The 24,241-nt window shown below is 63.4% G+C and carries 25 protein-coding genes; 12 read left to right on the forward strand and 13 right to left on the reverse strand.

Annotation, left to right across the window (positions count from 1 at the left end; translation table 11 throughout):
- Positions 1-6: 6 nt before the first annotated feature.
- Entirely contained in the window at positions 7-441 is a 435-nt protein-coding gene (locus L6637_RS01920) for a hypothetical protein (RefSeq protein ID WP_237868896.1), read from the forward strand.
- Between the two features lie 70 nt (positions 442-511).
- On the opposite strand, the gene ppk2 is transcribed toward L6637_RS01920, so the two are convergent.
- Positions 512-1,312, reverse strand: a complete 801-nt coding sequence (gene ppk2 / locus L6637_RS01925; protein ID WP_237862372.1) for a polyphosphate kinase 2 — start codon at positions 1,310-1,312, stop codon at positions 512-514.
- A 127-nt stretch (positions 1,313-1,439) separates the two neighbouring features.
- Positions 1,440-1,895, reverse strand: a complete 456-nt coding sequence (locus tag L6637_RS01930) for a hypothetical protein (RefSeq protein WP_237862373.1) — start codon at positions 1,893-1,895, stop codon at positions 1,440-1,442.
- Between the two features lie 164 nt (positions 1,896-2,059).
- Here L6637_RS01930 and L6637_RS01935 point away from each other — a divergent pair, with 164 nt between their 5' ends.
- From L6637_RS01935 to L6637_RS01965, 7 genes are all read left to right on the forward strand, one after another.
- Positions 2,060-2,470 (forward strand): hypothetical protein, encoded by a 411-nt coding sequence (locus L6637_RS01935; protein ID WP_237862575.1) that lies wholly within the window; start codon positions 2,060-2,062, stop codon positions 2,468-2,470.
- Positions 2,463-3,698, forward strand: coding sequence for an HlyD family secretion protein (locus L6637_RS01940; protein WP_237862374.1), 1,236 nt, complete (start codon positions 2,463-2,465; stop codon positions 3,696-3,698). Before L6637_RS01935 ends, L6637_RS01940 begins: the two co-directional genes overlap by 8 nt.
- A gap of 18 nt (positions 3,699-3,716) precedes the next feature.
- A complete protein-coding gene (locus L6637_RS01945; protein ID WP_237868897.1) occupies positions 3,717-4,139 on the forward strand; it encodes a hypothetical protein in 423 nt (140 codons plus the stop codon).
- Between the two features lie 85 nt (positions 4,140-4,224).
- The gene (locus tag L6637_RS01950) at positions 4,225-6,120 is read left to right on the forward strand and encodes a sensor histidine kinase (protein WP_237868899.1); all 1,896 of its coding nucleotides are present in this window, start codon (positions 4,225-4,227) and stop codon (positions 6,118-6,120) included.
- A 105-nt stretch (positions 6,121-6,225) separates the two neighbouring features.
- Positions 6,226-7,938 (forward strand): DUF3300 domain-containing protein, encoded by a 1,713-nt coding sequence (locus tag L6637_RS01955; RefSeq protein ID WP_237869986.1) that lies wholly within the window; start codon positions 6,226-6,228, stop codon positions 7,936-7,938.
- Entirely contained in the window at positions 7,935-8,852 is a 918-nt protein-coding gene (locus L6637_RS01960) for a DUF2950 domain-containing protein (protein ID WP_237862377.1), read from the forward strand. Before L6637_RS01955 ends, L6637_RS01960 begins: the two co-directional genes overlap by 4 nt.
- On the forward strand, positions 8,836-9,306 hold the full coding sequence (locus L6637_RS01965; protein WP_237862378.1) for a hypothetical protein: 471 nt from the start codon (positions 8,836-8,838) through the stop codon (positions 9,304-9,306). The genes L6637_RS01960 and L6637_RS01965 overlap by 17 nt, the downstream gene beginning before the upstream one ends.
- A 21-nt stretch (positions 9,307-9,327) precedes the next feature.
- Here the strand turns inward: L6637_RS01965 and L6637_RS01970 are convergent, their stop codons facing one another.
- From L6637_RS01970 to L6637_RS01985, 4 genes are all read right to left on the reverse strand, one after another.
- Positions 9,328-10,533, reverse strand: coding sequence for an MFS transporter (locus L6637_RS01970; RefSeq protein WP_237868901.1), 1,206 nt, complete (start codon positions 10,531-10,533; stop codon positions 9,328-9,330).
- A gap of 106 nt (positions 10,534-10,639) precedes the next feature.
- Positions 10,640-11,122 carry a cupin domain-containing protein gene (locus L6637_RS01975; RefSeq protein WP_237868903.1) on the reverse strand — a complete coding sequence of 161 codons (483 nt, stop codon included), beginning with the start codon at positions 11,120-11,122 and terminating at the stop codon, positions 10,640-10,642.
- Positions 11,123-11,235: 113 nt separating this feature from the next.
- Positions 11,236-12,597, reverse strand: coding sequence for a dihydrolipoyl dehydrogenase family protein (locus tag L6637_RS01980; RefSeq protein WP_237868905.1), 1,362 nt, complete (start codon positions 12,595-12,597; stop codon positions 11,236-11,238).
- Between the two features lie 11 nt (positions 12,598-12,608).
- Entirely contained in the window at positions 12,609-13,103 is a 495-nt protein-coding gene (locus L6637_RS01985) for a DUF302 domain-containing protein (RefSeq protein ID WP_237868906.1), read from the reverse strand.
- Between the two features lie 269 nt (positions 13,104-13,372).
- Here L6637_RS01985 and L6637_RS01990 point away from each other — a divergent pair, with 269 nt between their 5' ends.
- Entirely contained in the window at positions 13,373-14,089 is a 717-nt protein-coding gene (locus tag L6637_RS01990; RefSeq protein WP_237862383.1) for a peroxiredoxin-like family protein, read from the forward strand.
- A gap of 38 nt (positions 14,090-14,127) precedes the next feature.
- Here the strand turns inward: L6637_RS01990 and L6637_RS01995 are convergent, their stop codons facing one another.
- Positions 14,128-15,015, reverse strand: coding sequence for a LysR family transcriptional regulator (locus L6637_RS01995; RefSeq protein ID WP_237862384.1), 888 nt, complete (start codon positions 15,013-15,015; stop codon positions 14,128-14,130).
- A gap of 190 nt (positions 15,016-15,205) precedes the next feature.
- On the opposite strand from L6637_RS01995, the gene L6637_RS02000 reads away from it, so the two are divergent.
- Positions 15,206-16,030, forward strand: a complete 825-nt coding sequence (locus L6637_RS02000; RefSeq protein WP_237868907.1) for a 3-hydroxybutyrate dehydrogenase — start codon at positions 15,206-15,208, stop codon at positions 16,028-16,030.
- A 70-nt stretch (positions 16,031-16,100) separates the two neighbouring features.
- Positions 16,101-17,243 carry a patatin-like phospholipase family protein gene (locus tag L6637_RS02005; RefSeq protein WP_237862386.1) on the forward strand — a complete coding sequence of 381 codons (1,143 nt, stop codon included), beginning with the start codon at positions 16,101-16,103 and terminating at the stop codon, positions 17,241-17,243.
- 109 nt (positions 17,244-17,352) lie between these two features.
- Here L6637_RS02005 and L6637_RS02010 read toward each other — a convergent pair whose 3' ends face one another.
- From L6637_RS02010 to L6637_RS02030, 5 genes are all read right to left on the reverse strand, one after another.
- On the reverse strand, positions 17,353-18,411 hold the full coding sequence (locus L6637_RS02010) for a class I SAM-dependent methyltransferase (RefSeq protein WP_237868908.1): 1,059 nt from the start codon (positions 18,409-18,411) through the stop codon (positions 17,353-17,355).
- Between the two features lie 69 nt (positions 18,412-18,480).
- Positions 18,481-18,993 carry a DoxX family protein gene (locus L6637_RS02015; protein ID WP_237862388.1) on the reverse strand — a complete coding sequence of 171 codons (513 nt, stop codon included), beginning with the start codon at positions 18,991-18,993 and terminating at the stop codon, positions 18,481-18,483.
- The gene (locus L6637_RS02020; protein ID WP_237862389.1) at positions 18,990-19,772 is read right to left on the reverse strand and encodes an HvfC/BufC N-terminal domain-containing protein; all 783 of its coding nucleotides are present in this window, start codon (positions 19,770-19,772) and stop codon (positions 18,990-18,992) included. The genes L6637_RS02015 and L6637_RS02020 overlap by 4 nt, the downstream gene beginning before the upstream one ends.
- A complete protein-coding gene (gene bufB / locus L6637_RS02025; protein ID WP_237862390.1) occupies positions 19,762-20,667 on the reverse strand; it encodes an MNIO family bufferin maturase in 906 nt (301 codons plus the stop codon). The genes L6637_RS02020 and bufB overlap by 11 nt, the downstream gene beginning before the upstream one ends.
- Positions 20,668-20,708: 41 nt before the next feature.
- Entirely contained in the window at positions 20,709-21,014 is a 306-nt protein-coding gene (locus L6637_RS02030; protein ID WP_237862391.1) for a BufA1 family periplasmic bufferin-type metallophore, read from the reverse strand.
- A gap of 297 nt (positions 21,015-21,311) precedes the next feature.
- Here L6637_RS02030 and L6637_RS02035 point away from each other — a divergent pair, with 297 nt between their 5' ends.
- A complete protein-coding gene (locus tag L6637_RS02035) occupies positions 21,312-23,399 on the forward strand; it encodes an adenylate/guanylate cyclase domain-containing protein (RefSeq protein WP_237868909.1) in 2,088 nt (695 codons plus the stop codon).
- Positions 23,400-23,446: 47 nt separating this feature from the next.
- Here L6637_RS02035 and L6637_RS02040 read toward each other — a convergent pair whose 3' ends face one another.
- Positions 23,447-24,229 carry a helix-turn-helix transcriptional regulator gene (locus L6637_RS02040; protein WP_237868910.1) on the reverse strand — a complete coding sequence of 261 codons (783 nt, stop codon included), beginning with the start codon at positions 24,227-24,229 and terminating at the stop codon, positions 23,447-23,449.
- Positions 24,230-24,241: the final 12 nt, after the last annotated feature.

The following is a 24,241-nucleotide window of genomic DNA, read 5'->3' on the forward strand; positions in this document are numbered from 1 at the left end:
AACGCTATGAGAAAATTGACCGTCGGAGCTGCGCTGGCCGCTTCGCTTGCGATCGTTGCAGGTTTCAGCACGCCCACGCGCGCCGACACCGGCCAGGTCGCCGTCGTCTTCACCAAGGGCGGCTTCATCGTCGGCGTCGGTGGCGGGGAGGGCGTGCTGCTCTACAGGGGCCACAAATATCCCTTCACGGTATCAGGGATGAGCGTCGGCTTCACGATTGGCGCCTCGACGACCAAGTTCGTAGGCCATGCCTATCACTTGAAGGGGCCGGCCTCGATCGAAGGTTCCTATGCAGCGGGCGGAGCCGGCGGTGCGGTCGCCGCCGGCGCCGGCGCCGTGCAGTTGCAGAACGGCAATGGTGTGATCCTTCAGCTCACAGGACCGAAGGTCGGCGCGGAGGTGTCGGCTGCGGTTGGTGGCGTGACCATCAAGCTGAAATAGGCGTGAACGAGGCTTGCAATAAAGCGGGCTGCGTCACCGCAGCCCGTTTTTCATGTTGGGATCATGCGTCTCAATATCGCTCTTCGACGAATTTCAGCCCGCGCAGGCTGGCCTGATCGTTGTAGCGGCCCTTGTGGGAGCGCTGCGGCAGCTTGACCTTCTCGCGCTTGATCTTCTTGTAAGGGATCGCCTGCAAAATATGCGAGATGATGTTGAGGCGGGCGCGCCGCTTGTCGTCGGAGCGGATCAGTCGCCATGGCGCATGCTTGGTGTCGGTCGCCTCGAACATCATGTCTCGCGCGCGGGAATAATCGTACCAGCGGCCAAACGACTCGGTGTCCATCGGGCTCAGCTTCCACTGCCGCAACGGATCCTCGATCCGCGCCCTGAAGCGGAGCTCCTGCTCCTCCATCCCGACCTCGAGCCACAGCTTGATCAGGATGATGCCGGCGTCCACGGCGAATTTCTCGACCAGCGGGCACAATTCCAGGAAGCGCTTGTGCTCGGCCGGCGAGCAGAAGCCCATAACATATTCGACGCCGGCGCGGTTGTACCAGCTGCGGTCGAAGATCACGATCTCGCCGCCGGCGGGATACTGCTCGATATAGCGTTGCAGGAAGAGTTGGGATTTTTGACGATCGGAAGGCGCGGGCAGGGCGCAGACGCGGAACACGCGCGGGCTGACCTTTTCGGTCAAGGCCTTGATGGTCCCGCCCTTGCCGGCGGCATCGCGCCCTTCGAAGATGATAATCACCTTCAGCTTTTGGGCCCTGACCCATTCCTGCAGGTGGCAGAGCTCGACCTGGAGCTTTTCCAGCTCCTTCTCATAAGCCTTGCGCTTCATTTTTTCCGCGGGCTCGTTCTTGGCCATGCCTGTCCTTTCGGCTGCTAGAGCATGATCCGGAAATGTGTGAAGCGGTTTTCCGAAAAGATCATGCTCAAACAAAGAGCTAAAGCGCGATGACGATTCAACCCAATCTCATCGCGCTTCAACGTCGTTACTCGTCGTCCCATGAAATGGTCACGCCGATGTCGCCCGGCATGCCGCCCGGAAAATCGATGACCTGATAAGCGATGCGATAGCCGCGCGGCTTCAGATAGTCGGTCCAGAGCTGGAAGATTTCCTTGGGGATCCCGGTCAGCGTGGTCTCCCAGCCCTTTTCCATCTGGTTGATGGCGCGCCCCTTGTCGGTGCAGAGCGAATTGGGGAAACGATAGACCAGCACCTCGGTGAGGCCGTTGCGCACGGCACGCTGGATGATCGTCGCGGCGAGCTTGATCTTCTCTTCCTCGCTCTTGCCGGAGGGCTTGCTCAAGCGCTCGATCAGCGCACGCTTCTCGGCTTCGGCGGCGGCGGCAAGTCGGACATACTCTTCCGCCTTCTCGGCCTCTTTCAGTGCGGCCTCTTTGCGGATCTGGGTGGCGTTGGGAATGAGATCGTCAAGCCCGGGCATGGCTGCGGCTCCCTGTGATTATTCGAACGGCATTTGCAGAAACGCTATGTCCGGCGTGGGACATTTCCCTTGATTCAAATCAAGCAAATTGCGGGCCGAGCTGGACACAGTGCAGCAAGTGCACGTTTGGCCGGGAGAGACCTTTGAGCGATCAGCTAAATCCGATGGCACCGCACCATCTGCCGTTCTATCTCGCGCCGGGGAGCGGGGCCGACACGCTGATGGTGGTGATGGGGATATTCCTGATCGGCACCGTGCTCTGGATCGGCACGCTTTATTGGAAGCTGCACAGCCTTCCCGAGCGGATGGCACACAAATCGCAGAAGCTCCAATTCGAGTTCGTGGCCGTGCTGGGCCTGATCTCGCTGTTCACCCATATGCACATCTTCTGGATCGCAGGCCTGCTGCTCGCACTGATCGACATCCCCGACTTCGGAACGCCGCTGCGCAGCATCGCTGACTCTGTCGAGAAGATTGCCGATGCGACGCCGGGAGAGGCGGGCGAACCTGCTGAAGCGCCACCACCGGCCGAGACGCCGGCTACCCCCAAGGAGAAGGAGCACAGCCATGTTTGAGCTTATGTTCTGCTCGCTCCTCACGATTGTGCCTGATTATCTCTATCGCCGCTATGGCCAGGGCAAGCGCTTTGGCAAGGAGATCACGTTCTTCTCGGTCTGGTATGAGCTGCGCTGGGGCATCACCGGCTGTTTGATGCTGACGATTTCGCTGATCACGATGATCTTCTATTTCCATCCGGCGACGGATTCGGCGACGCTCTACTATCGAACCGTACCAATCGCGCCTGTAGGCGTGGCTGGCCGGGTAGCCGAGGTGAATGTCGGCTTCAGCGCGCCGGTGAAGAAGGGTGACGTGCTGTTCAGGCTTGACAGTGCGAAGCAGGAAGCCGCGCTCGAAACCGCCAAGCGCAAGGTTGCCGAGATCGACGCCACCTTGCAGACAGCGCAGGCAGAAGTCGTCAAGGCCGAGGCCCAGATCGGCGAAGCCAAGGCGAACTATCAGCAAGCCAAGGATGAGCTGGACGTCAAGAGAGAGCTCCAGAGCCGCAATCCCGGTATCGTGCCGCAACGTGACATCGACAAGCTTAAGGTGCTGGTCGATCAGCGTCAGTCCGGCATCGATGCTGCGACCGCTGCAAGACAGGCGGCGTCATTGCAGGTCTCGACCTCGCTGCCGGCGCAGAAGGCAAGCGCCGAAGCTGCCGTGGCGGAGGCGCAGGTGCTTCTGGACCAGACGGTCATCCGCGCCGGCGTCGACGGCCGGGTCGAACAGTTCCTGCTCCGCACCGGTGATGTCGTCAATCAAATGCTGCGGCCTGCGGGGGTGCTCATCCCGGACGGCGCCGGCAGAAAGGCTCTGCAGGCTGGCTTCGGCCAGATCGAAGCTGGCGTGCTGAAGGAAGGAATGGTGGCGGAAGCGGCCTGCATCTCAAAACCTTGGGTAATCATTCCCATGGTCATCACGACTGTGCAGGACTACATCGCGGCCGGACAGTTCCAGGGTGGCCAGCAACTGGTCGAGGCGCAGAACGCGGCCGCGCCCGGCACGATCCTGGTGTTCCTCGAACCGCTCTACAAGAACGGGCTCGACGGCGTGACGCCGGGCAGCAGCTGCGTCGTCAACGCCTATACCAGCAATCATGAGGAAATTTCGGCGGAGCATACCAGCACCGGCCGGGCCATCGCGCTTCACGTCGTCGATGGCGTCGGCCTCGTGCATGCGATGCTGCTGCGCATTCAGGCCTTGCTGATGCCCATCAAGACGCTCGTGTTGAGCGGTCATTGATTGCTCGAAGGAATAGAAATGGATCCAGGAAAATCGATTGCGCTGGGCGGGCTGATCTCGGTTTCGCTGCTCGCCAACATCAGCCAGGCGGAGGCCATCGATCTCAACGGCCCCTGGGCGACCGACGCAAACAACTGTCAAAAGGTCTTCGAGCGCAAGGGCAACCAGGTCGGCTTCACCGACATGTCTGAAGTTTTCGGCGGCGGCTTCATCGTCGATGGCGACCAGATCATCGGCAAGTTCGCACGCTGCCGGATCAAGGCGCGGAAGGACGACGGGCCAAATGTCAATCTGATCGCGGCCTGCGCGACCGACATCATGCTTTCCAGCGTCCAGTTCAGCCTGAAGGAGCTGGATGCCGACAGTCTCGTCCGCCTGTTCCCGGGCATGGAGGACATGGAGATCCGCTATCACCGCTGCCCGGCGAAGCCTGGGCAATAGTGCCCGCTCTGTGGCCTGTTGGAGCCACGCAATTCCCGCTAGAATTATGGCTAGAAGCGGCTGGAAAGGCCGCCGGCGGAGCGAGATGAGCGGGCGCAAATCCAGGGTGTCGGTCAAGCTGAGGCCGGTTTGGGCTGTTTGGCTCGGCCTCGGCCTGTTGCTGGGCGCCTGCGTTCTCTCCGGCAGCGCCGATGCCGCCCAGCGCAGCGCGCGCGGCGAACTCAAGCGCGTGCTCATCCTGCATTCCTTCGGCCGCGAATTCCGCCCCTGGAGCGAGTATGCGCGGAGCATCAAGGCCGGGCTCGAGCAACGATCGTCCTGGCCGCTCGACATCCAGGAACACGCGCTGCTCAGCGCGCGTTTCAACAATCCTGGCCCGGAAGCGCCCTTCGTCGAGTATCTCGCCTCGCTCTATCAGGGCGCACCGGCCGACATCGTGTTGAGCATCGGTGCTCCGGCGGCGCGGTTCGTGCAGCGGTATCGCGCGAAGCTTTTCCCCGATACGCCGATGGTGCTGACCGTGGTCGAGGAGCGGCTGGTGAACCGCCTTGATCTTACCGACAACGACGTCGTTGTGTCGGCACGTCTCGATTTCATGGCGGTGTTTGACAATATTTTGCGCGTCCTGCCGGACACCAAAACGGTCGGCATCGTGATCGGAGCATCGCCACTCGAGAACTTCTGGATCGACCAGTTGAAGCAGGATCTCAAACCGCTCGGAAATCGTGTCGACCTCGTCTGGTATTCCGACCTGCCATTCGAGGAGATCCTCCATCGCGCGGCCAAGCTTCCGCCCCATACTGTGCTGTTCTGGGGGCTGATGTCGGTCGACGCTGCAGGCGTCGTCTACGAGGGGGACATAGCCTTGCGTAGCCTGCGCGCGGTCGCCAACGCGCCGATTTTCTCGTACCAGGACCCCTTCTTCGGCGACGGCACCGTCGGCGGCCCGATGCAGCTCACGGCGGAGATCAGCCGCGAGACGGTCGATACGGTGATGCGTGTTCTCGGAGGCGAGAAACCGTCTGCCATCAAGTACGCGCCGATCGAATTCGGGCGGCCGAAATATGATTGGCGCGAATTGCAGCGCTGGGGCATCAGCGAAAGCAATCTGCCTCCCGGCAGCGAAGTTCTGTTTCGCGAGCCCACCATCTGGGAGCGCTATCGCAAGCAGATATTGCTGATCGCCGCCATCATTCTGGTGCAGGCTGGCTTGATCAGCGGATTGCTGCATGAGCGCCAGCGCCGCCGGGTTGCAGAGGTCGAGTCGCGCCAGCGCTTCGCAGAGCTTGCCCACGCAAACCGCTATTCGGCCGTCGGTGAGTTGACGACCTCGATCGCGCATGAACTCAATCAGCCGCTGGGCTCGATCCTGACCAACACCGAGGCGGCCGAGCTCATGCTTAAGGGCAATTCACCCGACCTCAACGAGATCCGCCTGATCCTCGCCGATATCAGGCGCGACGATCAGCGGGCGAGCGAGGTGATCCGCCGGCTGCGCAGTGTCCTGAAGAAGACGCCGTTCGAGGTCAAGGATATCGAACTCAACGAAACGGTCCGGGAAGCGGTCGGCCTCGTCAGGGCCGTTGCCGACGGACGCCGGATCACGCTGATCTACACGCCGGTGTTGGTCGATCTGCACGTCAAGGGCGATCCCATCCAGCTTCAGCAGGTCGTTCTCAACCTGATCATCAACGCGATGGACGCGATCTCCGATGCGAGCACCGGCAGACGCGAGGTCAGCGTCTGGACCGTGCGCATCAGTGGCGAGGCCGAGGTCAATGTCGTCGATACCGGACCGGGTGTGCCGGCCTCCGATCTCGCCCATGTGTTCGATCCCTTCTTTTCCACCAAGCCTCAAGGCATGGGCATGGGACTTGCGATCGCGAAAACCATCGTCGAGGCCCACCAGGGCACGATCAGCGCTACCAACCAACAGGCGGGCGGGGCACGGTTCGCCATCCGGCTGCCGCTCCTCGGCTGATCTCTCGCGCCGCAACAGCTCGGTGGCCCGATTCCGTTGATCTCGATCAACGAAAGCCGGTCCCCCGGCCCGATGGTCGTGGATGGAAAGTTGGCGGAGGTCGTGATGTTTCGCTGCGGCAATATCCTGATGGCGCTTGCGCTGATGGTGGCGGTTCCCGCCGTCGCAATGGCTCAGGCCACCACGCCGGCAACGCCGGCCGCCGCTCCAGCTGCGCAGACGCAGCCGGCAGCGCCACCAGCAACTGCCGCCGAGCTCTTGAAGCCCGAGCAGCTCGAGGCGCTGGTCGCGCCGATCGCGCTCTATCCCGATGAATTGCTGGCCAACGTGCTGGCGGCCTCGACCTATCCGCTCGAAGTGGTGCAGGCCGATCGCTGGCTGAAGGACAACAAGAGCCTCAAGGGCGACGCGCTGAAGACGCAGGTCGACAAGCAGAGCTGGGACGACAGTGTCAAGGCGCTCGCCAGCACGGCGGACGTTCTCGCCATGATGAGCGACAAGCTCGAATGGACCCAGAAGCTCGGCGACGCCTTTCTGGCCCAGCAGCCCGACGTGATGGATGCGATCCAGCGTCTGCGCAACAAGGCTTACGACAATAAGAAGCTGGTCACCACCAAGCAACAGAAGGTCAGCGTCCAGTCCCAGGAAGGCAAGCAGGTCGTCGTCATCCAGCAGGCCAACCCTGCGGAGATGTACGTTCCGTATTACGATCCGGCGACGGTCTACGGCACCTGGCCCTATGCGGAATATCCGCCCTATTACTGGGGCTATCCCTCCTATATCGGCGCGGGCGTAGTCGCAGCCGGCATCGCCTTCGGTACCGCCTGGGCGATCGGGCGCTGGGGCAATTACTGGGGCGGCGGCTGCAACTGGGGTAACCGCAACGTCTACGTCAATCATCGCACCACCAACATCAACGGCGGGGGGTGGCAGCACAATCCGGCGCATCGCGGCGGAGTGCGTTACAACAACACCAACGTCCAGCAGCGCTTCGGCAACACCAACGTCAGGGCGGGCGCGTCGGACCGGATGGATTTCCGCGGCCGCGACGGCAATCAGGTGCTGCGTCCCAACCAGGGCGGCCCAGGAGATCGTGCAGGAGACCGTGCTGGCGATCGTGCAGGCGATCGTGCCGGTGACCGTGCAGGTGATCGTGGCGGTCCGGGCGATCGGGCCGGAGATCGGGCTGGTGATCGCGCGGGCAATCGCGGCGATCGAGCGGGCGCTGGCGACCGCGCCGGTGCCGGTGATCGTACCAAGGGCGGCGGCGACCGCGCCAAAGCTGGCAATAAGGGCGGGGGAGATCGTACGAAGGCTGCGAACCGCGGCGGCGCCGCTGCCAATCGCGGCGGCGCCATGAACGTCTCTTCCAGCCGGTCGGCAGCGGCAGCATCGGCACGCGGAAGCGCGAGCATGGCGAGCATGCCGCGCGGGGGCGGTGGCGGACCGAGCATGGCCGGGCGCGGCGGCGGTGGTGGAATGGCCGCGCGTGGCGGAGGCGGTGGTTTCGGAGGTGGAGGCGGCCGTGGCGGCGGCGGCGGTGGCCGGCGCTCCGATATCGCGCTGAAGCACGACATCGTCCTGCTCGGCCATCTCTCCAACGGGCTCGGCTATTATCGCTTCAGCTACATCGGCAGCGACAAGACCTATGTCGGCGTGATGGCGCAGGAGGTCGAGCAGGTGATGCCTGACGCGGTGACCCGTGGCAGCGACGGTTATCTGAGGGTCTATTACGACAAGCTCGGGCTGACATTCCGCACGTACCGCGACTGGCTCGCCGGCGGCGCGAAGATCCCGGCGGCGGAGGTGACGCCATGAACGGCAGGAAATCGTTCCATCGTGCGATCGTGCCCGGCGTGATCGCGCTGGTACTGTTCGCCTCGCCGTCGCGGGCGCAGCAATCCTACAAGTCCCCGGAGGACGCCGCAGCCGCGCTAGCCGACGCGGTCAAGGCGGGCCCGAAAGACATCCTGAAAGTGCTGGGCAGGGCGGCCGAGGACATCGTCTCGTCAGGTGACGAGGTCGCCGACAAGGACATCCGCGCGCGGTTCTCGTCAATGTACGACACCAAGCATGGCATCAAGGCGGAGGGCAACAAGACCGCGACGTTGTTGCTGGGGCCCGACGACTTCCCTTTCCCGATTCCGCTGGCGAACACCAAGGCCGGCTGGGAGTTCAATACGGACGAAGGCCGCATCGAGGTGCTTCGCCGGCGCATCGGCCGCAACGAGCTCGACGCGATCCAGACCGCGCTCGCCTATGTCGACGCGCAGAACGAATACGCCGACAGGGACCGCGGCGAAGGCGCCGGTGTCTATGCCCAGCGCTTCGTCTCGTCGCCTGGCAAGAAGGACGGCCTGTTCTGGCGTGACGACAGCGATCCGAGCCCGCTCGGCCCACTGGCGGCTGAGGCCTCGAAGGAGGGCTATCGCGCCGGCGACGTCGGACCCGCGCCCTATCACGGTTACTACTTCCACATCCTCAAGGGGCAGGGGCGCGATGCGCCGGGCGGCACGCTCAACTATGTCGTCAAAGGCAAGATGATCGGCGGCTTCGGGCTGATCGCCTGGCCCGCCGAATACGGCAATTCCGGCGTGATGACCTTCCTGGTCAACCATGCCGGCACCGTCTACCAGAAGGATCTCGGCAAGCGCACCGAGTTCATCGCCGAGCGCACCACGCTGTTCGATCCTGACGAGACCTGGAAGAAGGTCGATGCCGCAAAACCCTGAATGGCGCATCGACATTCGCCGTCACGCGTTCCGTCTGATGGCGGTCTTTCTGCTCGCGATCGGGTTAGCGGCGCCGCCGAAGCCGTCCTTTGCGCAGGCTGCCGGCCATGTCCGGGCCAAGATCGTCAAGGCCGGCCTGCTGGTCGGCGGCGGCGTCGGCCGCGGCGTGCTCACCTATCGCGGTAAGACCTATCCATTCAAGATCACTGGCCTGAGCCTTGGCATCACGGCCGGCGCCACGGTCGGTCGCTTCGATGGCTGGGCCTCTGATATCCGCGACGTCGGCGACTTCGCCGGCACCTATAGCTCCGTCGGCGGCGGCTTTGCGCTGGTCGGCGGCGTCAACGGTGTTCATCTTCGCAACGAGAAGGGCGTCACCATCATTCTGCAAGGCCCCAAAGCTGGGCTCGAGCTTGCGGCCAATATCAGCGAGATAACGATCTCGCTGAAGTGAGCCACGTCGCACGCGCCGTCTTCAGGCGATCTTCAACTTGAGCGTCAACAGCGCCGCTGGGCTGAGCGCAACTGCGACGCCGATCGCGCACGCCGTCCATCCCATCGAATCAAAGAGTTGTCCAAGCACTGCCGTACCTGTCAAACCTCCGAGGAAATAGCAGGCCAGATAGGTGCCGCTGGCGACGCCGCGGTTGTCGGTCGCGGCCTGCCCGACGAAGCCCGTCGCGACCGCTTGAGCGAAGAACGTCCCCACGCCGACCAGGACCATGCCTGTCAACACCTCGGCAAGATGCGGGCGCAGCATCAAAAGCACGCCAAGCGCGGCAAGGCCGAGCGCGCCCCAGATGGCCGGTCGTGTCCCGATGCGCGTGGCGACCTTGCCGGCAAAAAGGGTGGTGACGATCGAGGGCAGGAAGACAAAATAGACGAAGCCAAGGTCCATCATCCCAAGCGAGAGTGGCGGCCGCACCAGCACGAAATTCACGAACGTGAAGGTCCCGATGAAGGCGAACAGGATGCAAAAGCCGATGCCGAAAGCTGCGCGCAGCCGTGGATTGCGCCAATGCGCGAACATGGCGGCAAGTGGCGAGGCGGCTGGAGTCATCGCATGCATCGGCTGGACGCGATTGATGGTGAAATAGACCAGCACAGCGCCCGTCAGATTGAGCGCGGCAAAGAAGTAGAAATTCCCGGACAGTCCAAGGCTGTCAGCGACGGCGGCCGAGATCAGCCGCCCGATCAGATTGCTCGCGACGTTTCCGGTGATGTAGGCGGCAAACGCCCCGCCGGCATCCGTCGCGCTGCATTGTTCGCCGAGGTGAGCGAGCGTCAGCGCAAACGCCGACGCCATGCACAGGCCTTGCGCGACCCGAAGACCCGTGAAGACAGCAAGGTTGGGCGCCACCGCAAGCAGACTGGTCGGGATCGCGAGCAGCGTGAGGCTGAGAAGAATGCCAAGCCGCCGGTCGATATGCGGGCTGAGGAAGCCGACGACGAGGCTTGAGATCGCCATGCCAAAGGTGGAGGCGTTGACAGCAAAGCCCATGGCGGCCGGCGTCACGCCGTAATGGCGCGTCAGGGACGGCAGAATGGCCTGGGTCGCAAAGAGATCGACGACCGTCAGGAACGCGGTCAACCCGATGACGAGCGAGCGGAAGGCGACGCCGGGCGAGCGTCCGTGCATCGCCATGTTCGCGGGTCTCACGTGCGCGGACAGATCCGTCATGACACGGCATCTCCTGGCGAGAAGGAGGATGTGACGCCCGGCATGTGGGGCGACATGGGGGGCGGGCGTCACATCCAGTAGCGAGGGCAGGGGCTTGGTGTACTCGCTACATGTTGTGGTCGTGCTGATCCTTGCGGACGTCGCCGACATAGAGAATGACGGTTTCCTTGCCGAGATTCTTCCACCAATGCGAGGTGCCGGAAACTTCGGGCCTGATATCGCCGGCCTTGTGCACGATCGGATCGACGCAATTGGAGGCGTATTCGACGATCTCGCCCTGCTGCACGAAGATCAGTGCCGGACGGTCGTCATGGCTATGCCAGGGCACGATGCCGCCGGGTTCGATCGTCAACTTGCGGAATCGCAGCTCGCGATCTTTGATGTTGGCCGGCTGCTTCTCGAGGTCGATCGAACCGAGCGTGACGTCGGTGACGCCGACCGGCTTGTAGTCGACCATCTGCCGTGCATTCGGCTTCATCTTGTCGGCCGGGCATTCGCCCGCGAAGGCCGGTTGCGCGGTGAGTGCGAAGGCGCAGGCGAGGGCGAGGGCAGGCCAGATGGTGTACGAGAGCTTGAGGTTCGTGGTCATTTCATGTGTCTCCTCTGTTGGCCGCGACCTTCGGTCACCGGCTATGGCATCAGCATCGTCGAAGTGGTGCGCTTGATGAAATACCGTCTGTCTCTTGAGACGATAGCGTGCCGCTATGCGCGCCCGAGCATGTGCTTGATGTCGGCCGAGAACGTCGGATAGGCGTAGACATTGTCTCGGAGTTGGCTGGCCGTGATGCTGAACTTGATCGCGAGCCCGAAAATGTTGATGAGCTCCTGGCTGCCGTGGCCGACGAAATGCGCTCCGAGGATACAGTCCGAGACGCGGTCCACGATCACCTTCGACCAGGCGACGGTTTCGGCATAGGATCGAGCTGAGAACCAGTCGCGCATGTCGTTGACGTGAACGTCGATGGTGGCACCGGTCTGCCACGCCGTGGTTTCGGTAATGCCCACGGCGGCCAGCGCCGGCACGGTGTAAACAGATGTCGCCATACCCGCATAATCGGGCCTATGTTTCGCTCCGGCGACGATATTGCGTCCGACGATGTCGCCTTCATAGGTCGCGATTGGCGACAGTTGCGGTGAGATCGGGACCGCGTCGCCGCAGACATAGACCAGCGGGTTTGATCTCGAGCGCAGATACTGATCGATCGCGATGCGGCCATTGGCATGCTCGACGCCACCTGCGGCGAGATCGAGACCGTCGATATTTGCCACGCGGCCGGCACCATTGACGACGCGATCGGCCACAGCGGCATGTTCGACGCCGTCATGGGTGAATATCACGCGAAGCTGCCCGCCGGCGGCCTCTATGCGCCGGACGTCGACACCGGTGTTGATCTTGATTCCGAGCCGCTCGCTCTCGGCCCGCAATTGGGCGACCGCGTCGGCGTCCATGGTGGGCAGAAGCTGCGGAAGCGCTTCCAGAATGGTCACGGCCGCGCCGGCCCGCGCATAAACATGGCCGAATTCCAGTGCAATCACGCCGCCGCCCACGAAGATCATCGAGGTCGGCAGCACCCGGTCGCGCAGCATGTCGTCCGAGGTTATCATGTGCTCGGCACCGGGAATCGGCAGAGGCCGCGGCCTTGATCCCGTTGCGATCACGATATGGCGGCCTTCCAGCAGACGGTCGCCGACGCGAATGGTATTGGACGAGACAAAGGTACCAAAGCCCTTGATCACCTCGACCTCGCGGCGCGTCATCGCGCGGGTAAGATTGGCCGGAATGTCCTTGATCATGTCCTTTTCGCGGTCGATCAGTGCGGCCCAGTCGAGCCGCGGCCTGCCGACCGCGATGTGGTGCGCCTCGGCGCGCTCGATGTCGTGCAGCGCCTGACCTGCGGCGACCTGGACTTTTTTCGGCGTGCAGCCCCGGTTGGGGCAGGTGCCGCCGAGATCGGATGCTTCGATCATGGCGACGGACTGGCCGGCCCGCCGGACCGGGCCGGTCACGCCGATCCCGGCATTACCGCCACCCATGATCACCACATCAAATGTCTCGCGTGCCATGGAAGCAGCACCTATTTGCCGGAGATCGTGGACGTGATCGATCTGACGACTGTCGTGGCCATCTTGAACTGCGCTTCGCGGTTTGTGATGTTGTGGCGCTTGGCGATCCAGTCGAAATCGGTCCACACTGCCCAAACATCGCCATTGTCGTCCTGCGTTAGCAACAGGCGCACCGGCCAGTCGAGTCCGGCATTGGGATTGGCGGTGATGAACTGGGTGCCGAGTGGCGGATTACCGAAGATGAGCAGCGTCGAGGGACGCAGCTTGATGCCGGCATCAGCAGCAAGCTTCGATTGGTCGACCTCGAGGAAGAACTTGATGCCCTTGGCGGCGATGTCGGCCTTGATGCGACTGATTGCCTCCGCCATCGGCACGGCACTTTTTACGCGAACGACGCCGTCATCGCTGTCGGCGCGGGCCGCCGGGGCGGCGCCCGACAGCAGGAGAAATATCAGTGCCAGCGAGGCGGCGAAATGGGAGAGAGGCGAGGCGATTTGGCGATTCATGATCGGCTCCTGACGGCTGCAGCTTGGACTGCGCTCAGGATGGACGCCGCACTGAACGAGGTGAAATGCGATCTTGCTCTCGATGCGATAGCCCCGTGCTATCGGGCTTCGATAGGCGACGGCTATCGAACCGATTGGGGATCGGCATTTCCGCCTTCAGGAAATCCGGCGTTCGATGCCAGGGTGCCCAGTCGGCGTTGACGGTGACCCTTGCAGGGGGGACCAGAACGCAAAATAATGTCCCTCGCACCATGTGCCGGAGCGGAAGAATGACGTCCCTGACCCCAGCCGATGCTGAGCAGTTGAAACTCGCCTTTCAGCGCTGCCGCGACATGGAGGGCACGCTGAACGAGCAGCTTCGCGCCTATGCGGATGCCGGCCGCGAGATATTCCCGGCTTACGGGGATGCGGTCGATCGCCTGGTCGAGCGACTGAGCCAGAACGGGGGCGGCGAGAACGCGCCGCGTCCGGGCGAGGTGATGCCGCCCTTCCTGCTGCCCGACGATCGGGGGCAACTCGTCGGGCTGCCATCATTGCTTGCACGCGGGCCTGTGGCCGTCATGTTCTTTCGCGGGCACTGGTGTCCCTACTGCCGGTTGAACGTCCGCGCGGTGATCCAGGCCCAGGATCGGATCCGCGCGGTAGGCGCACAGATCGTCGCGATCATGCCGGAGACGCAGGAGTTTACCGGGAAGTTCATCGCCGATTCGGGCGCGCCGTTCCCGGTGCTCACCGACCTCGACAACGGCTATGCGCTGTCGCTCAACCTGGCGATCTGGCTTGGCACCGAGATCCAGCGGTTATTGTCATACCAGGACATGGCAAAATTCCACGGGAATGACGGCTGGATGTTGCCGATCCCGGCTGTGTTCGTTGTCGGTCGGGACGGCCTCGTCAAAGCCCGCTTCGTCGACCCCGATTTTCGCAAGCGCATGGAGATCGACGATTTGCTCGCGGCGCTGGAGAGCGCGGGCCGGGAGAATTAGTTTTGCCGTCGCCGACTCCTCTCCGACAGGAGGGGATATCACCCCGCAATCGCCCGCCAATCCGCGCCGCGCAGCATCCGCATCACCGTGTTCGCGACGGCTGTCCGCTGACGGCCAGCGATGCCGTAGAGGCTAACGGTGCGGCGCGCGTCGAGGCCGCTCACGGCGGCGCGCTTGAGGTTCTCGGGCACCGGTGAGGAGTGCGGCATCAGCGCGATGCCGATGTCGGCCTCGACAAGCTCGATCAGGTCGCGCTCGCTGGAGATCTCATGGCCATGATCGACATCGATGCCGTGCTCGCGCAAGCTCGACGAGATCCGGCCGGCATGCTCGCAATAGTTTCGGCTCAGCAATTGCTCTGCGCGCAGATCGTCGAATTCGATCGTGCCCTGGCTCGCAAGCCGGTGACCTTTTCCGATCACGAGGTCGAAATTCTCGGTGAATAGCGGCCAGACGTCGAGCCGCTCCCAGGCCCCGTCAATCTCGGCGGCAATGCCGAGCTCGGCTTCACCCTTCTTGAGATAGTCGGCGACTTCGCGGCTTGAACCACGCAAGAAGCGGAACTCGAGCCGGTTGAACTGCCGCCTGATCTGATTGAGGTGGGGGATGAGCAGTGAAAGATCGATTGCATGGGTCAGTGCGACACGCAGCGCGCCGACCTCACCGCTTTTGAAGGAGGAGGCGAGTGAGCGTGCGCCGGCGGCGGCCTCATAGCACTGCTTCAACAGCGGATGCATCCGTTGGCCAAGCTCGGTCAGTTGTGCGGCCGGCCGCTCGCGGCGAAACAAGTCGCCGCCAAGCTCGGCCTCGAGTTGCTTGATGGCGCGCGTCAGCGAAGGCTGCGTCACGTTGCATTCCTCGGCGGCGCGCGTGAAGTTCAGGAGTTGCGCTACCGCGAGGAAATAGCGGACCTGGTGCATTTCCATGGATGGCTCCCAGCAGGATCGGGACGGAACTTAACCGATCGGGACGGGGAATGACATCCCGCGCCCGATAGCGCGCGCGTATCATTTCGGAAGCCATCAGGCATTTCCGCTTCTTGAGGCCATCGCTCACAATTCGCATCAGTCAGGGGTCCGGTCACGAGGCCGACCCGTCGTCATAGGAGGATTGGCCATGAATATTCCCGTCAAGCCACAGACATCTCAGACCACAAGGGCGCTCGCCGGCAAAGTCGCGCTCGTCACGGGCTCGACCAGCGGCATCGGGCTCGGCATCGCCAGGGCGCTCGCCGCTGAAGGTGCCGACGTCGTCCTGAACGGGCTCGGCATCGCGGCCGAGATCGGCAAGATCCGTGAGCAGATTGCGGCCGAGTTCGGCGTCAAGGCAAGCTTCTCGCCCGCCGATATGACCCGGCCGAAATCGATTGCCGAGATGATCGCCGCGACCATCGCGGAGTCCGGCCGGCTCGACATCCTCGTCAACAACGCCGGCATCCAGCACGTCGCGCCGCTTGATCAATTCCCGGTCGAAAAATGGGACCAGATCCTTGCGATCAATCTGACCTCGGCCTTTCACACCACGCGGCTTGCACTTCCCGCGATGCGCCAGAACGGCTTCGGCCGTATTATCAATATCGCCTCGACGCACGGCCTTGTGGCTTCGCCTTTCAAAGCGGCCTATATCACCGCCAAGCACGGAATCGTTGGCCTGACCAAGGTGACGGCGCTGGAGACTGCGGAGGAGGCGATCACCTGCAACGCGATCTGTCCCGGCTATGTCTACACGCCGCTGGTCGAAGCGCAGATCGACGATCAGGCCAAGGCTCACGGCATTTCCCGCGACCAGGTGATCCGCGACGTCCTGCTCGCGCAGCAGCCCAACAAGCGCTTCACCACGGTGGAAGAACTCGGCGCTCTCACGGTGTTTCTCTCGACGGAAGCTGCAGGCTCGATCACCGGCATTGCGCTGCCGGTCGATGGCGGCTGGACCGCGCATTGACATGAGCCGGCGTAACAAACCGCGACGATTCCCGGATATTCAACCAGTGCAAGCTCACAGGGAGCGCGACATGAACGGCAATACAGAGAGTATCGGGTCACGTGACCTGCCGGGCCAGGTCGTGCTGGTGCTGCAAGGCGGCGGCGCGCTCGGCTCCTACCAGGCCGGCGTCTACCAGGCCTTGCATGAGGCCGGGATCGAGCCGGACTGGATCATCGGCACCTCGATCGGTGCGATCAATGCCAGCCTGATCGCTGGCAATGAGCCGGAGCATCGGCTCGAGCGGCTGAAAGTGTTTTGGAAGCGGATGGAGCAGAGCCCGGCCTGGAGCTTCCGCACCGCATTCCCCGGCTTCAACGAGAAGCTCACCTATTGGTCGACCGTCACCAGCGGCATTCCCGGCTTCTTCCGGCCCAATCCGCTGGCGCATGCCGGTGATTCCTATCCGCTCGGCGCCGATCACGCAGGCTTCTATTCCACCGCGCCGCTCGAGAAGACGCTGAACGAGCTTGTCGACTTCAGCCTGGTCAATCGCTGCACGCCGCGGCTCACGGTGGGCGCGGCCCATGTGCGCTCGAGTCGTATGCGCTATTTCGACAGCCGCGACGGCGAGCTGACAGTGAAGCATGTGATGGCGTCAGGCGCGCTGCCGCCGGCGTTTCCGGCCGTGCGTATCGACGGCGAGCTCTACTGGGACGGGGGGATCCTGTCCAACACGCCGACGGAAGCGGTGTTCGACGACAATCCGCGCAAGAACTCGCTGATCTTCGCGGTGCATCTCTGGAATCCCGTAGGTGGTGAGCCAACCACGATGGCCGAGGTCCTGAACCGCCATAAGGACGTTCAATACTCCAGTCGGATCGCAAGCCAAGTTACGCGCCAGCAGCAGGCGCATCGTTTGCGTCACGTCATCAACCAGCTGGCCGCAAGGCTCCCCGAGCACGAACGCGGTAATCCGGCAGTCCGTGAACTGATGAGCTATGGCTGTCCGACACGAATGCATGTGGTGCGGCTGCTTGCCCCGCAACTCGATCATGAGACGCACACCAAGGATATCGACTTCAGCCCGACCGGGATCATGCGGCGCTGGGAGGCTGGCTATGCACACACCCGGGCGGCATTGGCAAGCAAGCCATGGGAAGGCGAGTTCGACCCGCTGGCGGGCGTGATCCTGCATGATCAGCACGAGATGATGCCGATGGCAGCCGAATGAGACGTGCCATCGGGATCATTGTCGCTTGCCTTGGCCGTGATGAGCTCGCCGCGTGGGATTTAACGAGAGGATGTCCGTGGGGACATGACCACGGACATCCTGCTATGTCTTACGGGCGCGCCTCGAGGATCAGGTTGAACGGCGTCTCCGCGGCACGGCGGAAACGCGTGAAGCCGCCCTGGCGGACCACATCGCGCAGTCGCGCTTCGCCAGCCTGCGCTCCCAGGGCCAGGCCGACTTCCTGGTCCAACGATGCCGGCGTGCAGACCATCGTCGAGGCCGCGTAGTAGACGCGCCCGACCGGGTTCAGATTCTCCTCGAGACGGTCCTTGGCGAACGGCTCGATCAAGAGGCAGGTGCCGTCATCGGCAAGCGTGGAGCGGGTATGCCGTAGCGCGCCGACGGGATCGCCCATGTCGTGCAGGCAATCGAAGAAGCAAACGAGGTCGTAGGCCTGCGCCGGGAACGTCTTGGCCGAACAGGTGGCGAAGTGGACGCGACCGGAGAGCCCTGCCTCGCTTGCGGCCTTGCGAGCCGCCTCGATCGAGCCGTCGTGGTAGTCGAAGCCGTAGAACGTCGAATTGGGAAACGCCTCGGCCATTAATCGCGTCGAAACGCCGTGCCCGCAGCCGACGTCGGCGACCTTGGCGCCGCGCTTGAGCTTGTCGACCACTCCCTCGAGTGCAGGGAGCCAATCCTGGACCAGATAATGCTTATAGCTGGTACGGAAGAAGCGCGCCGTTCCGCAGAACAGGCACTCGCTGCGCTTGTTCCAACCGACGCCCTTGCCGGTTCTGAAGGCGTCCTCGATCTTGGGTTCGTCGAGGAAAGTCGCTGAGACGAGGCTGCCGACCGCGCCGAGGAAGACAGGGCTGTCCTCGTCTGCCAGCGCAAGAATCTGCTCCGGCAGCATCGAGAATGTGCCTGTAGCACTGTCGTACTCGACGTAGCCAGAAGCGGCCTGTGCCGCGAGCCACTCGCGGATGTAGCGCTCGGCGGTGCCGGTCGCCTTGGCCAGGGCGGCGGCATCCATCGGACCGTCTTGTGCAAGAGCCTTGTAGAGGCCGAGCTTGTCGCCGAGCAGCATAAGCGAAGCGCTCATCGCTGCGCCGACGTCGCCGATCATCTTGCCCATGAAAGAATTGAGGCGGTCTTCGTTGACTTCCATGACGTTCCTCCATTGCGTTCGAGTTGAACTTGAGGGCTTCGCGCACGGACGGTCACAACTATCCGGGCGTTATCGGTCGGGACGCATCACAAACCTGCAAAACAAATGATCGAGCGAGACCCGCCCCGGTCCATAGGCCATGATCGCCAGCGCCATCGCGGCCCAGGTGATGTGGACCGGCCAGCCGTCCGGCACGGTGAGCTCGACGATGACGGTCATGAACAGCAGCCCAAGTGCGGCAAAGCGCGTGCCGAGGCCGAGCACCAGCAGGACTGGAAACATAATCTCGCCGCAGCCGGACAGGAAGGCCATCGTCGCGGGGATCGGGTAGTGATAGGGGCCGCCGGGCAGATGCAGCATGAACTCGTCGGTAAACAGCGTCACCGCAACGTCGCTGAGCTTGAGAAAGCCAGTCCATTTGAGGATCCCGGAACGCCAGAATGGGACCGCCAATGCCAGGCGCAGCGCGAGCTGCACCATGGATGGAGTTGCGATCGTCTGGACGAGACCATTGGCTCGGTCGATGAGCGCTCCGAAAGAAGGCATGGCTGTTGCGGGCGCGATGCGTTGTTCTGAGATCATCTTGCGTCTCCAGACGTCAGCGAGGCGAAGGCGCCCGCCTCGAACAGGCCGGCGATGTTGGTGGCGAGATCGAATTCGGGTTCGTCTTCCAGCGCCGCTGCAGCGGCTTCTGCCAGCATGCATCCCGACATCAGGCAGGCCAGGAACGCCGCGCCGCCGGGCGGTAACAGTTGCACAACGACATCGGCGTCCGGCCGCGTGATCAGCGCGTCTTCTGGTACAGATGCGTCGATGGTGCTCGCAGCCGCTGTGCCGCGGTTGGCGGCAAAGATGGTCACCGCCGCGTAAGACGACCGCACCACACGGGTCGCCGGATGCACAGTGAAGACAAGACTGGCTAGGCGATCCGGCGCGACAGTTGCGAGTGCAGACGGCGAAAGCGTCGTGCTGTCGGCGGCGTGATAGGCGTCAAGCCATGCCCGCTCGATCCGCGCGACATCGGCGAGCCAGGGCAGCGACTGCGCGTGTTCATAACCTTCGATGAAGGCCGGAAAATTGCGACCGTAGTCGAACAGCAGGGGGGACGTCGGCGGGATTTCCCGGATATGGAAACGCGCCATGGCACGGAAAAAATCTTCTCCCGTCAGGCGCTGCACGGCCGGGTAAATCGACGCGAGCGCGTCGATCAGGCTGACCGTGACGTTGTTGCGATAGACGTTGTAGCACGTGACGGCCGATTTGCCGCATGGCCCGGTCACGATGCTCGGTACCTCGCTGCCAGGATCGAGCAAGGCAGGCGCGAACGCGGCCGCGTAGGAGGCGTGCGGTTCAGGCTGCATGACGAACCGTCCTGATATGGCGATCCAGGATCGCCTGTGCGGCCGCGGCTTCGGCCTGCAGGACGGGCCAATCCGGAATATTGCTGTCCCATTCGATCAGCGTCGGAACAGGGCCGCAGCGCGCGATCACGATCTCGAACAGCTTCCACACTGCGTCCGCGACCGGACCGTCATGGCTGTCGATCAGCAACAGCTTGCCTTCGCCGTCGCTCTGCTCGGCGTGGCCGGCAAGGTGAATTTCGCCGACACGTGCCAAGGGGAAGTCGGCAAGATATTGCAGCGCCGAGAAGCAGTGGTTGGCTGCGGAGACGAAGACGTTGTTGATGTCGAGCAACAGGCCGCAGCCGGTCCGCTCGGACACGGTGCGGATGAAATCTGTTTCGCACATTGTTGAGGTTCGAAACGCGACGTAGGTCGAGGGGTTTTCCAGCAGGATCGGCCGCCGGATCGCCTCCTGAACCTCTTCGATGTGGTCGCAGACGTGGGCGAGTGTCGTCTTGTTGTAAGGCAACGGCAGGAGATCGTTGAAAAAGCTGGTCTCGTGTGTCGACCATGCCAGATGCTCGGAGACGAGGGCGGGCTGGTAGCGCGCGACGAGGCCGCGAAAGCGCGCCAGGTGCGCACGGTCGAGCGGCGCGGGCCCACCGATCGACATGCAGACGCCGTGCAGCGAGAGCTGATGATCGCGGCGCAGCCGTTCCAGCATCCGATGGGGCGGTCCGCCCGCGCCCATGTAATTCTCGGCGTGAACCTCAAAGAAGCCGCGCTGCGGGCCCTCGTCGAGAATTGCGGTGATGTGCTCGGGCTTGAAGCTCGTCCCCGCGACGCCGTCGACGGGAAGCGAAAAGCGGAGGGGGACGGCCGCAGACTTCCGTAGCCTGATCGTTGCGTCCATGTCGCTCCTCCGCGCTTGTTTGCCTTGATGTGGCGTGTGCCTCAGACCGGCTTGAGCGAGCCCTTCTTGCCGCCAGGCAGATCGATGCTGGCGCAGGTGCCGCCCTGGACGAATTTCCATGCGTTGCCCTGGAAATCGACGGTCGAGGTGCCCTGGCAGGTCGTGCCCGGGCCGGCGGCGCAGTCATTCTGGCCCTTCAGCGCCACGCCGAAGCACTTTTCCTTCTTGGCTGCGATGGCGGCATCGGCCTCGGCCTTGGTCAGCGGAGCGGCCGAGGCGAGGGTTGCGAGTGCGGTTGAGACGGCGCCGGCGAGTACGAGCGAGCTGATGGTGGTCCTGGCAGACATGAAATATCTCCTCTGGAGTAGGGCGATGGGCCCACTGTCTCGTTCGTCCTCGCCGCAGCCGCCGTTACAGGAGAAACCGCTCACGAGTTGGTGAGACCATTGGGTGACGCGCACGACGCCGTGCGCTTGGGGGCGGATTAGCGCAGGGCACGCGGGATAATTCCAATGCCTTGTCTCTATGGAGACCTTAGCCCGTGGGCATTGGCCGGGACTGCCAGCATCTGCCAGAGGTAACGAACAGCTGCGGGCCTGCGAAGAAGGTTAGCAGTCGACCTCGCCAACCCGTCGGATCACGCCATGAACGCCCATCCCGGACGCGTGACATCAAGCCAGACGCTACGGCGGCTGACGTTCAGCATCCGTCTGGCGGTGTCGGCTCTGGTCCTGACCGCGATCCTTTTGACCGCGGCCTTGTCCAGCCTCCTGTGGTGGCGCACGGCGGAGGCAACCAGCCGGCAACTTGCCTCGACCATCAATGAGCAGATCGTCGCCGCCGTCCGCAAGGAAGTCGGTGCGATCGTCGACGAGGCGCGCGCGGCGCACACCGCGATCCGTACCCTATTCCTGCAGAACGTCCTCGATACCCGCGAGGCCGACAAGCGTGAATTCGTGTTCCTGTCCCAACTGCAATCGCAGGCGACGATCTCCTGGGTTGCGTTCGGCTGGCCCGACGGCGCGTTCTTCGCGGCTCACAAGCTCGGCGACGGCCGGCTCGAGATGATGGAGATCTCGCTGACCGATCATGTCGGCCAGCGCCGCGTTGACGAATACGATGTCGTGCCGGGCGACATCGAGTTCGCCAACCGACGTTTCGAGCCGACCGATTTCCGCGTTGCCGATCGCACCTGGTTCAAGACCGGACTCACGGGCGAAGAGCCCGAATGGTTCAAGGTCACGGACCATCCGATCGGACAACGTCCGTCGATCGCCTTCGCGGGTCCGATCGACGTCTATCAAGAACGCCAGGGCGTTCTCGCAATCATGATCGAATACACGCGCCTTGCGCGCTTCCTCGCCCAGCTCGAGGTTGGCCGCACCGGAACGGCCTTCATCTTCGACGGCAACGGCGAACTCGTCGCCGCGCCCGATGCCGACGAATTGCACCCCGCGCGCGGTGGCCAGAAGTTGCTGCCGCTGGCGCAGAAGGCCCTGGCCCAGGCCGGCACTGCCAAGGACGGCTGGCGTAGCCGGCTCACCTCAGACGGCGCCGCCTACGAGTTTGCACTCACGCCGCTGCCGTTTCCCGGCTGGCGGCTCGCAACCATCATTCCAGAGGCCGAATTTCTCGGCCCTGTCGAGACAACGCTACGGCACTTGATCCTCGGCCTCGCCGTCGGCGCGGTGCTTGCGGCGCTCGCGTCCGCCTTGCTCGCCCGCACGGTGATCGCGGCACCGCTCTCCCGTGTCGTCGGCGAGATCCGCCACGTCGAGACCTTTGCACTGGAGCTGGTGCGCCGCCATCCCTCGCGATTGAAGGAAATCGCGAGCTTGTCGGGAGCCATCGCAGAGATGGCCGCCGGCCTTTCGGCGTTCCGAAAGTTCATTCCCGCCGACCTCGTCCGCGCGCTGTTGCGCCAGGGCGTCGAGGCAAAACCCGGTGGCGCGATCCAGGAATTGAGCGTGATGTTCGTGGATGTGGCCGGCTTTACCGGCCTTTCGGAGCGCATGGGCGACCGCGTCGTACCGTTGCTGTCGCGCTATCTCGACCTTGCCTCGGAAGTCGTCGTCGCCAATGGCGGGACGATCGACAAGTTCATCGGCGACGCCGTGATGGCGTTCTGGGGCGCGCCGCAGCCGCAAGCCGATCACGCGGAGCGCTGCTGCCGCGCCGCGCTGGACATCCGCCGCGCGATCGCGGAGTCCGGCCTCACCGACGATCTCGGCCATCCCTTGCAGATCCGCATCGGCATCAATTCCGGCCGCATGCTGGTCGGCAATATCGGCTCCGAGTTGCGGCTGAACTACACGGTGATCGGCGACGCCGTGAACGTGGCGAGTCGCCTCGAAAGCGCGAACAAGAGCTATGGCACGCAAGTCTTGATCGGCGAGGCAACCGAGCGCCTTGCCCGCGGTGCCATTGTCACACGCGAGATCGACAGTATCGCAGTCTACGGCCGCGAGGAGGGGATCGCTGTCCATGAACTGATCGGCTTGGCAGGGAAGGCCGACGCAGAACGCCACGCCGTAACGTGGGTCGCGCGCTACGAGCTGGGCCTTGCGAAATATCGTAGCCGCGAGCTCGAGGACGCGATCGTTGATTTCGAGAAGGTGCTGTCGGATCAACCGCAGGATATTCCGGCGAAGGCAATGCTCGCCCGGTGCAGGGAGCTGCTGGAGGATAAACAGGGATTTTGGCGACCGGTCACCACCTTGAACTCGAAATAGGCATTGAGGCGACTGCTGAGCAGCTTAGAATAGCCTGCGCTTTTGTTCTAGCGCGGGGTTCCCATCGGAATCCGCGACAGCAGCAGCGCCAGTTCGGACTGCCGTGACGTCGCGGTCTTGCCAAAGATGGATTTAAGACGGCTGCGCAGCGTTTCCCTGGAGACGCCGCTCTGGGCCGCAATCTCGAGCAGCGTCTTGCCGAGTGCAATGTCGGCGGCAAGCTTGGCTTCAGCGGGGCTGAGGCCGAAGGCCTGTTGCAAGGCGACGACGTTCGGGCGAGGGGCCTCCGCATTGAGATCGACGACCGAGATCACGGCGGCGACCATGTGGAACAGGTCCCGCGCGTGGCCGACGACCGGGACGACGGTCGCGATCAGCGGGCGCGCCGAATTCCGTTTTGGCAGAACGATCGGCTTGCAGGGCGCTGCGTGATCCGTGTCCCGCCTGGTTGCGGATCCGACCGCCTGTCCCAGCTTCTGGTTCGCGTCAGGATGCCAGGACGCCATGCGACGATCTTTGATGGCGAGCGCGCCGCGGATCGCTTGTTCGAAACTGGGGCTCGCATGCATGATCGTGCCGTCGTAGCCAAGCAGAGCGATCGGTTGGCCGTTGAGCGCGAGCGCGTCCGCCAATCTTTGCGAGGAGACCAGCCCGACCCGGACCATGAGTCGGCCGATGTTCTGCAGCTGGCCGGCGAGCGCGTTGATGTCCTCGATCTCCTCGCGGCTATAGGGCTCCTGGTCGGCGCGGCGGATGATGGAGGTCGACAATCGCGAGACGCCTTCCTTGGCGAGGATGACGCCGGCGAACGATGAAAAAACCGTGCGCATGAAGAATTCCTG

The organism is Bradyrhizobium zhengyangense (genome assembly GCF_022012435.1).
In the GTDB taxonomy this organism is placed as follows: domain Bacteria; phylum Pseudomonadota; class Alphaproteobacteria; order Rhizobiales; family Xanthobacteraceae; genus Bradyrhizobium; species Bradyrhizobium zhengyangense.

Excerpts from the sequence above, each read along its gene's own strand:
- L6637_RS02015 (WP_237862388.1), bottom strand. The coding sequence starts at position 18,993 with ATGATCTCAGAACAACGCATCGCGCCCGCAACAGCCATGCCTTCTTTC.
- L6637_RS01945 (WP_237868897.1), top strand. The coding sequence starts at position 3,717 with ATGGATCCAGGAAAATCGATTGCGCTGGGCGGGCTGATCTCGGTTTCG.
- L6637_RS01950 (WP_237868899.1), top strand. The coding sequence starts at position 4,225 with ATGAGCGGGCGCAAATCCAGGGTGTCGGTCAAGCTGAGGCCGGTTTGG.
- bufB (WP_237862390.1), bottom strand. The coding sequence starts at position 20,667 with ATGGACGCAACGATCAGGCTACGGAAGTCTGCGGCCGTCCCCCTCCGC.
- L6637_RS02005 (WP_237862386.1), top strand. The coding sequence starts at position 16,101 with ATGAACGGCAATACAGAGAGTATCGGGTCACGTGACCTGCCGGGCCAG.
- L6637_RS01920 (WP_237868896.1), top strand. The coding sequence starts at position 7 with ATGAGAAAATTGACCGTCGGAGCTGCGCTGGCCGCTTCGCTTGCGATC.
- L6637_RS02010 (WP_237868908.1), bottom strand. The coding sequence starts at position 18,411 with ATGGAAGTCAACGAAGACCGCCTCAATTCTTTCATGGGCAAGATGATC.
- L6637_RS01965 (WP_237862378.1), top strand. The coding sequence starts at position 8,836 with ATGCCGCAAAACCCTGAATGGCGCATCGACATTCGCCGTCACGCGTTC.
- L6637_RS01930 (WP_237862373.1), bottom strand. The coding sequence starts at position 1,895 with ATGCCCGGGCTTGACGATCTCATTCCCAACGCCACCCAGATCCGCAAA.
- ppk2 (WP_237862372.1), bottom strand. The coding sequence starts at position 1,312 with ATGGCCAAGAACGAGCCCGCGGAAAAAATGAAGCGCAAGGCTTATGAG.
- L6637_RS01995 (WP_237862384.1), bottom strand. The coding sequence starts at position 15,015 with ATGGAAATGCACCAGGTCCGCTATTTCCTCGCGGTAGCGCAACTCCTG.
- L6637_RS01960 (WP_237862377.1), top strand. The coding sequence starts at position 7,935 with ATGAACGGCAGGAAATCGTTCCATCGTGCGATCGTGCCCGGCGTGATC.
- L6637_RS02030 (WP_237862391.1), bottom strand. The coding sequence starts at position 21,014 with ATGTCTGCCAGGACCACCATCAGCTCGCTCGTACTCGCCGGCGCCGTC.
- L6637_RS01975 (WP_237868903.1), bottom strand. The coding sequence starts at position 11,122 with ATGACCACGAACCTCAAGCTCTCGTACACCATCTGGCCTGCCCTCGCC.
- L6637_RS02035 (WP_237868909.1), top strand. The coding sequence starts at position 21,312 with ATGAACGCCCATCCCGGACGCGTGACATCAAGCCAGACGCTACGGCGG.
- L6637_RS02000 (WP_237868907.1), top strand. The coding sequence starts at position 15,206 with ATGAATATTCCCGTCAAGCCACAGACATCTCAGACCACAAGGGCGCTC.
- L6637_RS01990 (WP_237862383.1), top strand. The coding sequence starts at position 13,373 with ATGACGTCCCTGACCCCAGCCGATGCTGAGCAGTTGAAACTCGCCTTT.
- L6637_RS01955 (WP_237869986.1), top strand. The coding sequence starts at position 6,226 with ATGTTTCGCTGCGGCAATATCCTGATGGCGCTTGCGCTGATGGTGGCG.
- L6637_RS01940 (WP_237862374.1), top strand. The coding sequence starts at position 2,463 with ATGTTTGAGCTTATGTTCTGCTCGCTCCTCACGATTGTGCCTGATTAT.
- L6637_RS02020 (WP_237862389.1), bottom strand. The coding sequence starts at position 19,772 with ATGCAGCCTGAACCGCACGCCTCCTACGCGGCCGCGTTCGCGCCTGCC.
- L6637_RS02040 (WP_237868910.1), bottom strand. The coding sequence starts at position 24,229 with ATGCGCACGGTTTTTTCATCGTTCGCCGGCGTCATCCTCGCCAAGGAA.
- L6637_RS01935 (WP_237862575.1), top strand. The coding sequence starts at position 2,060 with ATGGCACCGCACCATCTGCCGTTCTATCTCGCGCCGGGGAGCGGGGCC.
- L6637_RS01980 (WP_237868905.1), bottom strand. The coding sequence starts at position 12,597 with ATGGCACGCGAGACATTTGATGTGGTGATCATGGGTGGCGGTAATGCC.
- L6637_RS01970 (WP_237868901.1), bottom strand. The coding sequence starts at position 10,533 with ATGACGGATCTGTCCGCGCACGTGAGACCCGCGAACATGGCGATGCAC.
- L6637_RS01985 (WP_237868906.1), bottom strand. The coding sequence starts at position 13,103 with ATGAATCGCCAAATCGCCTCGCCTCTCTCCCATTTCGCCGCCTCGCTG.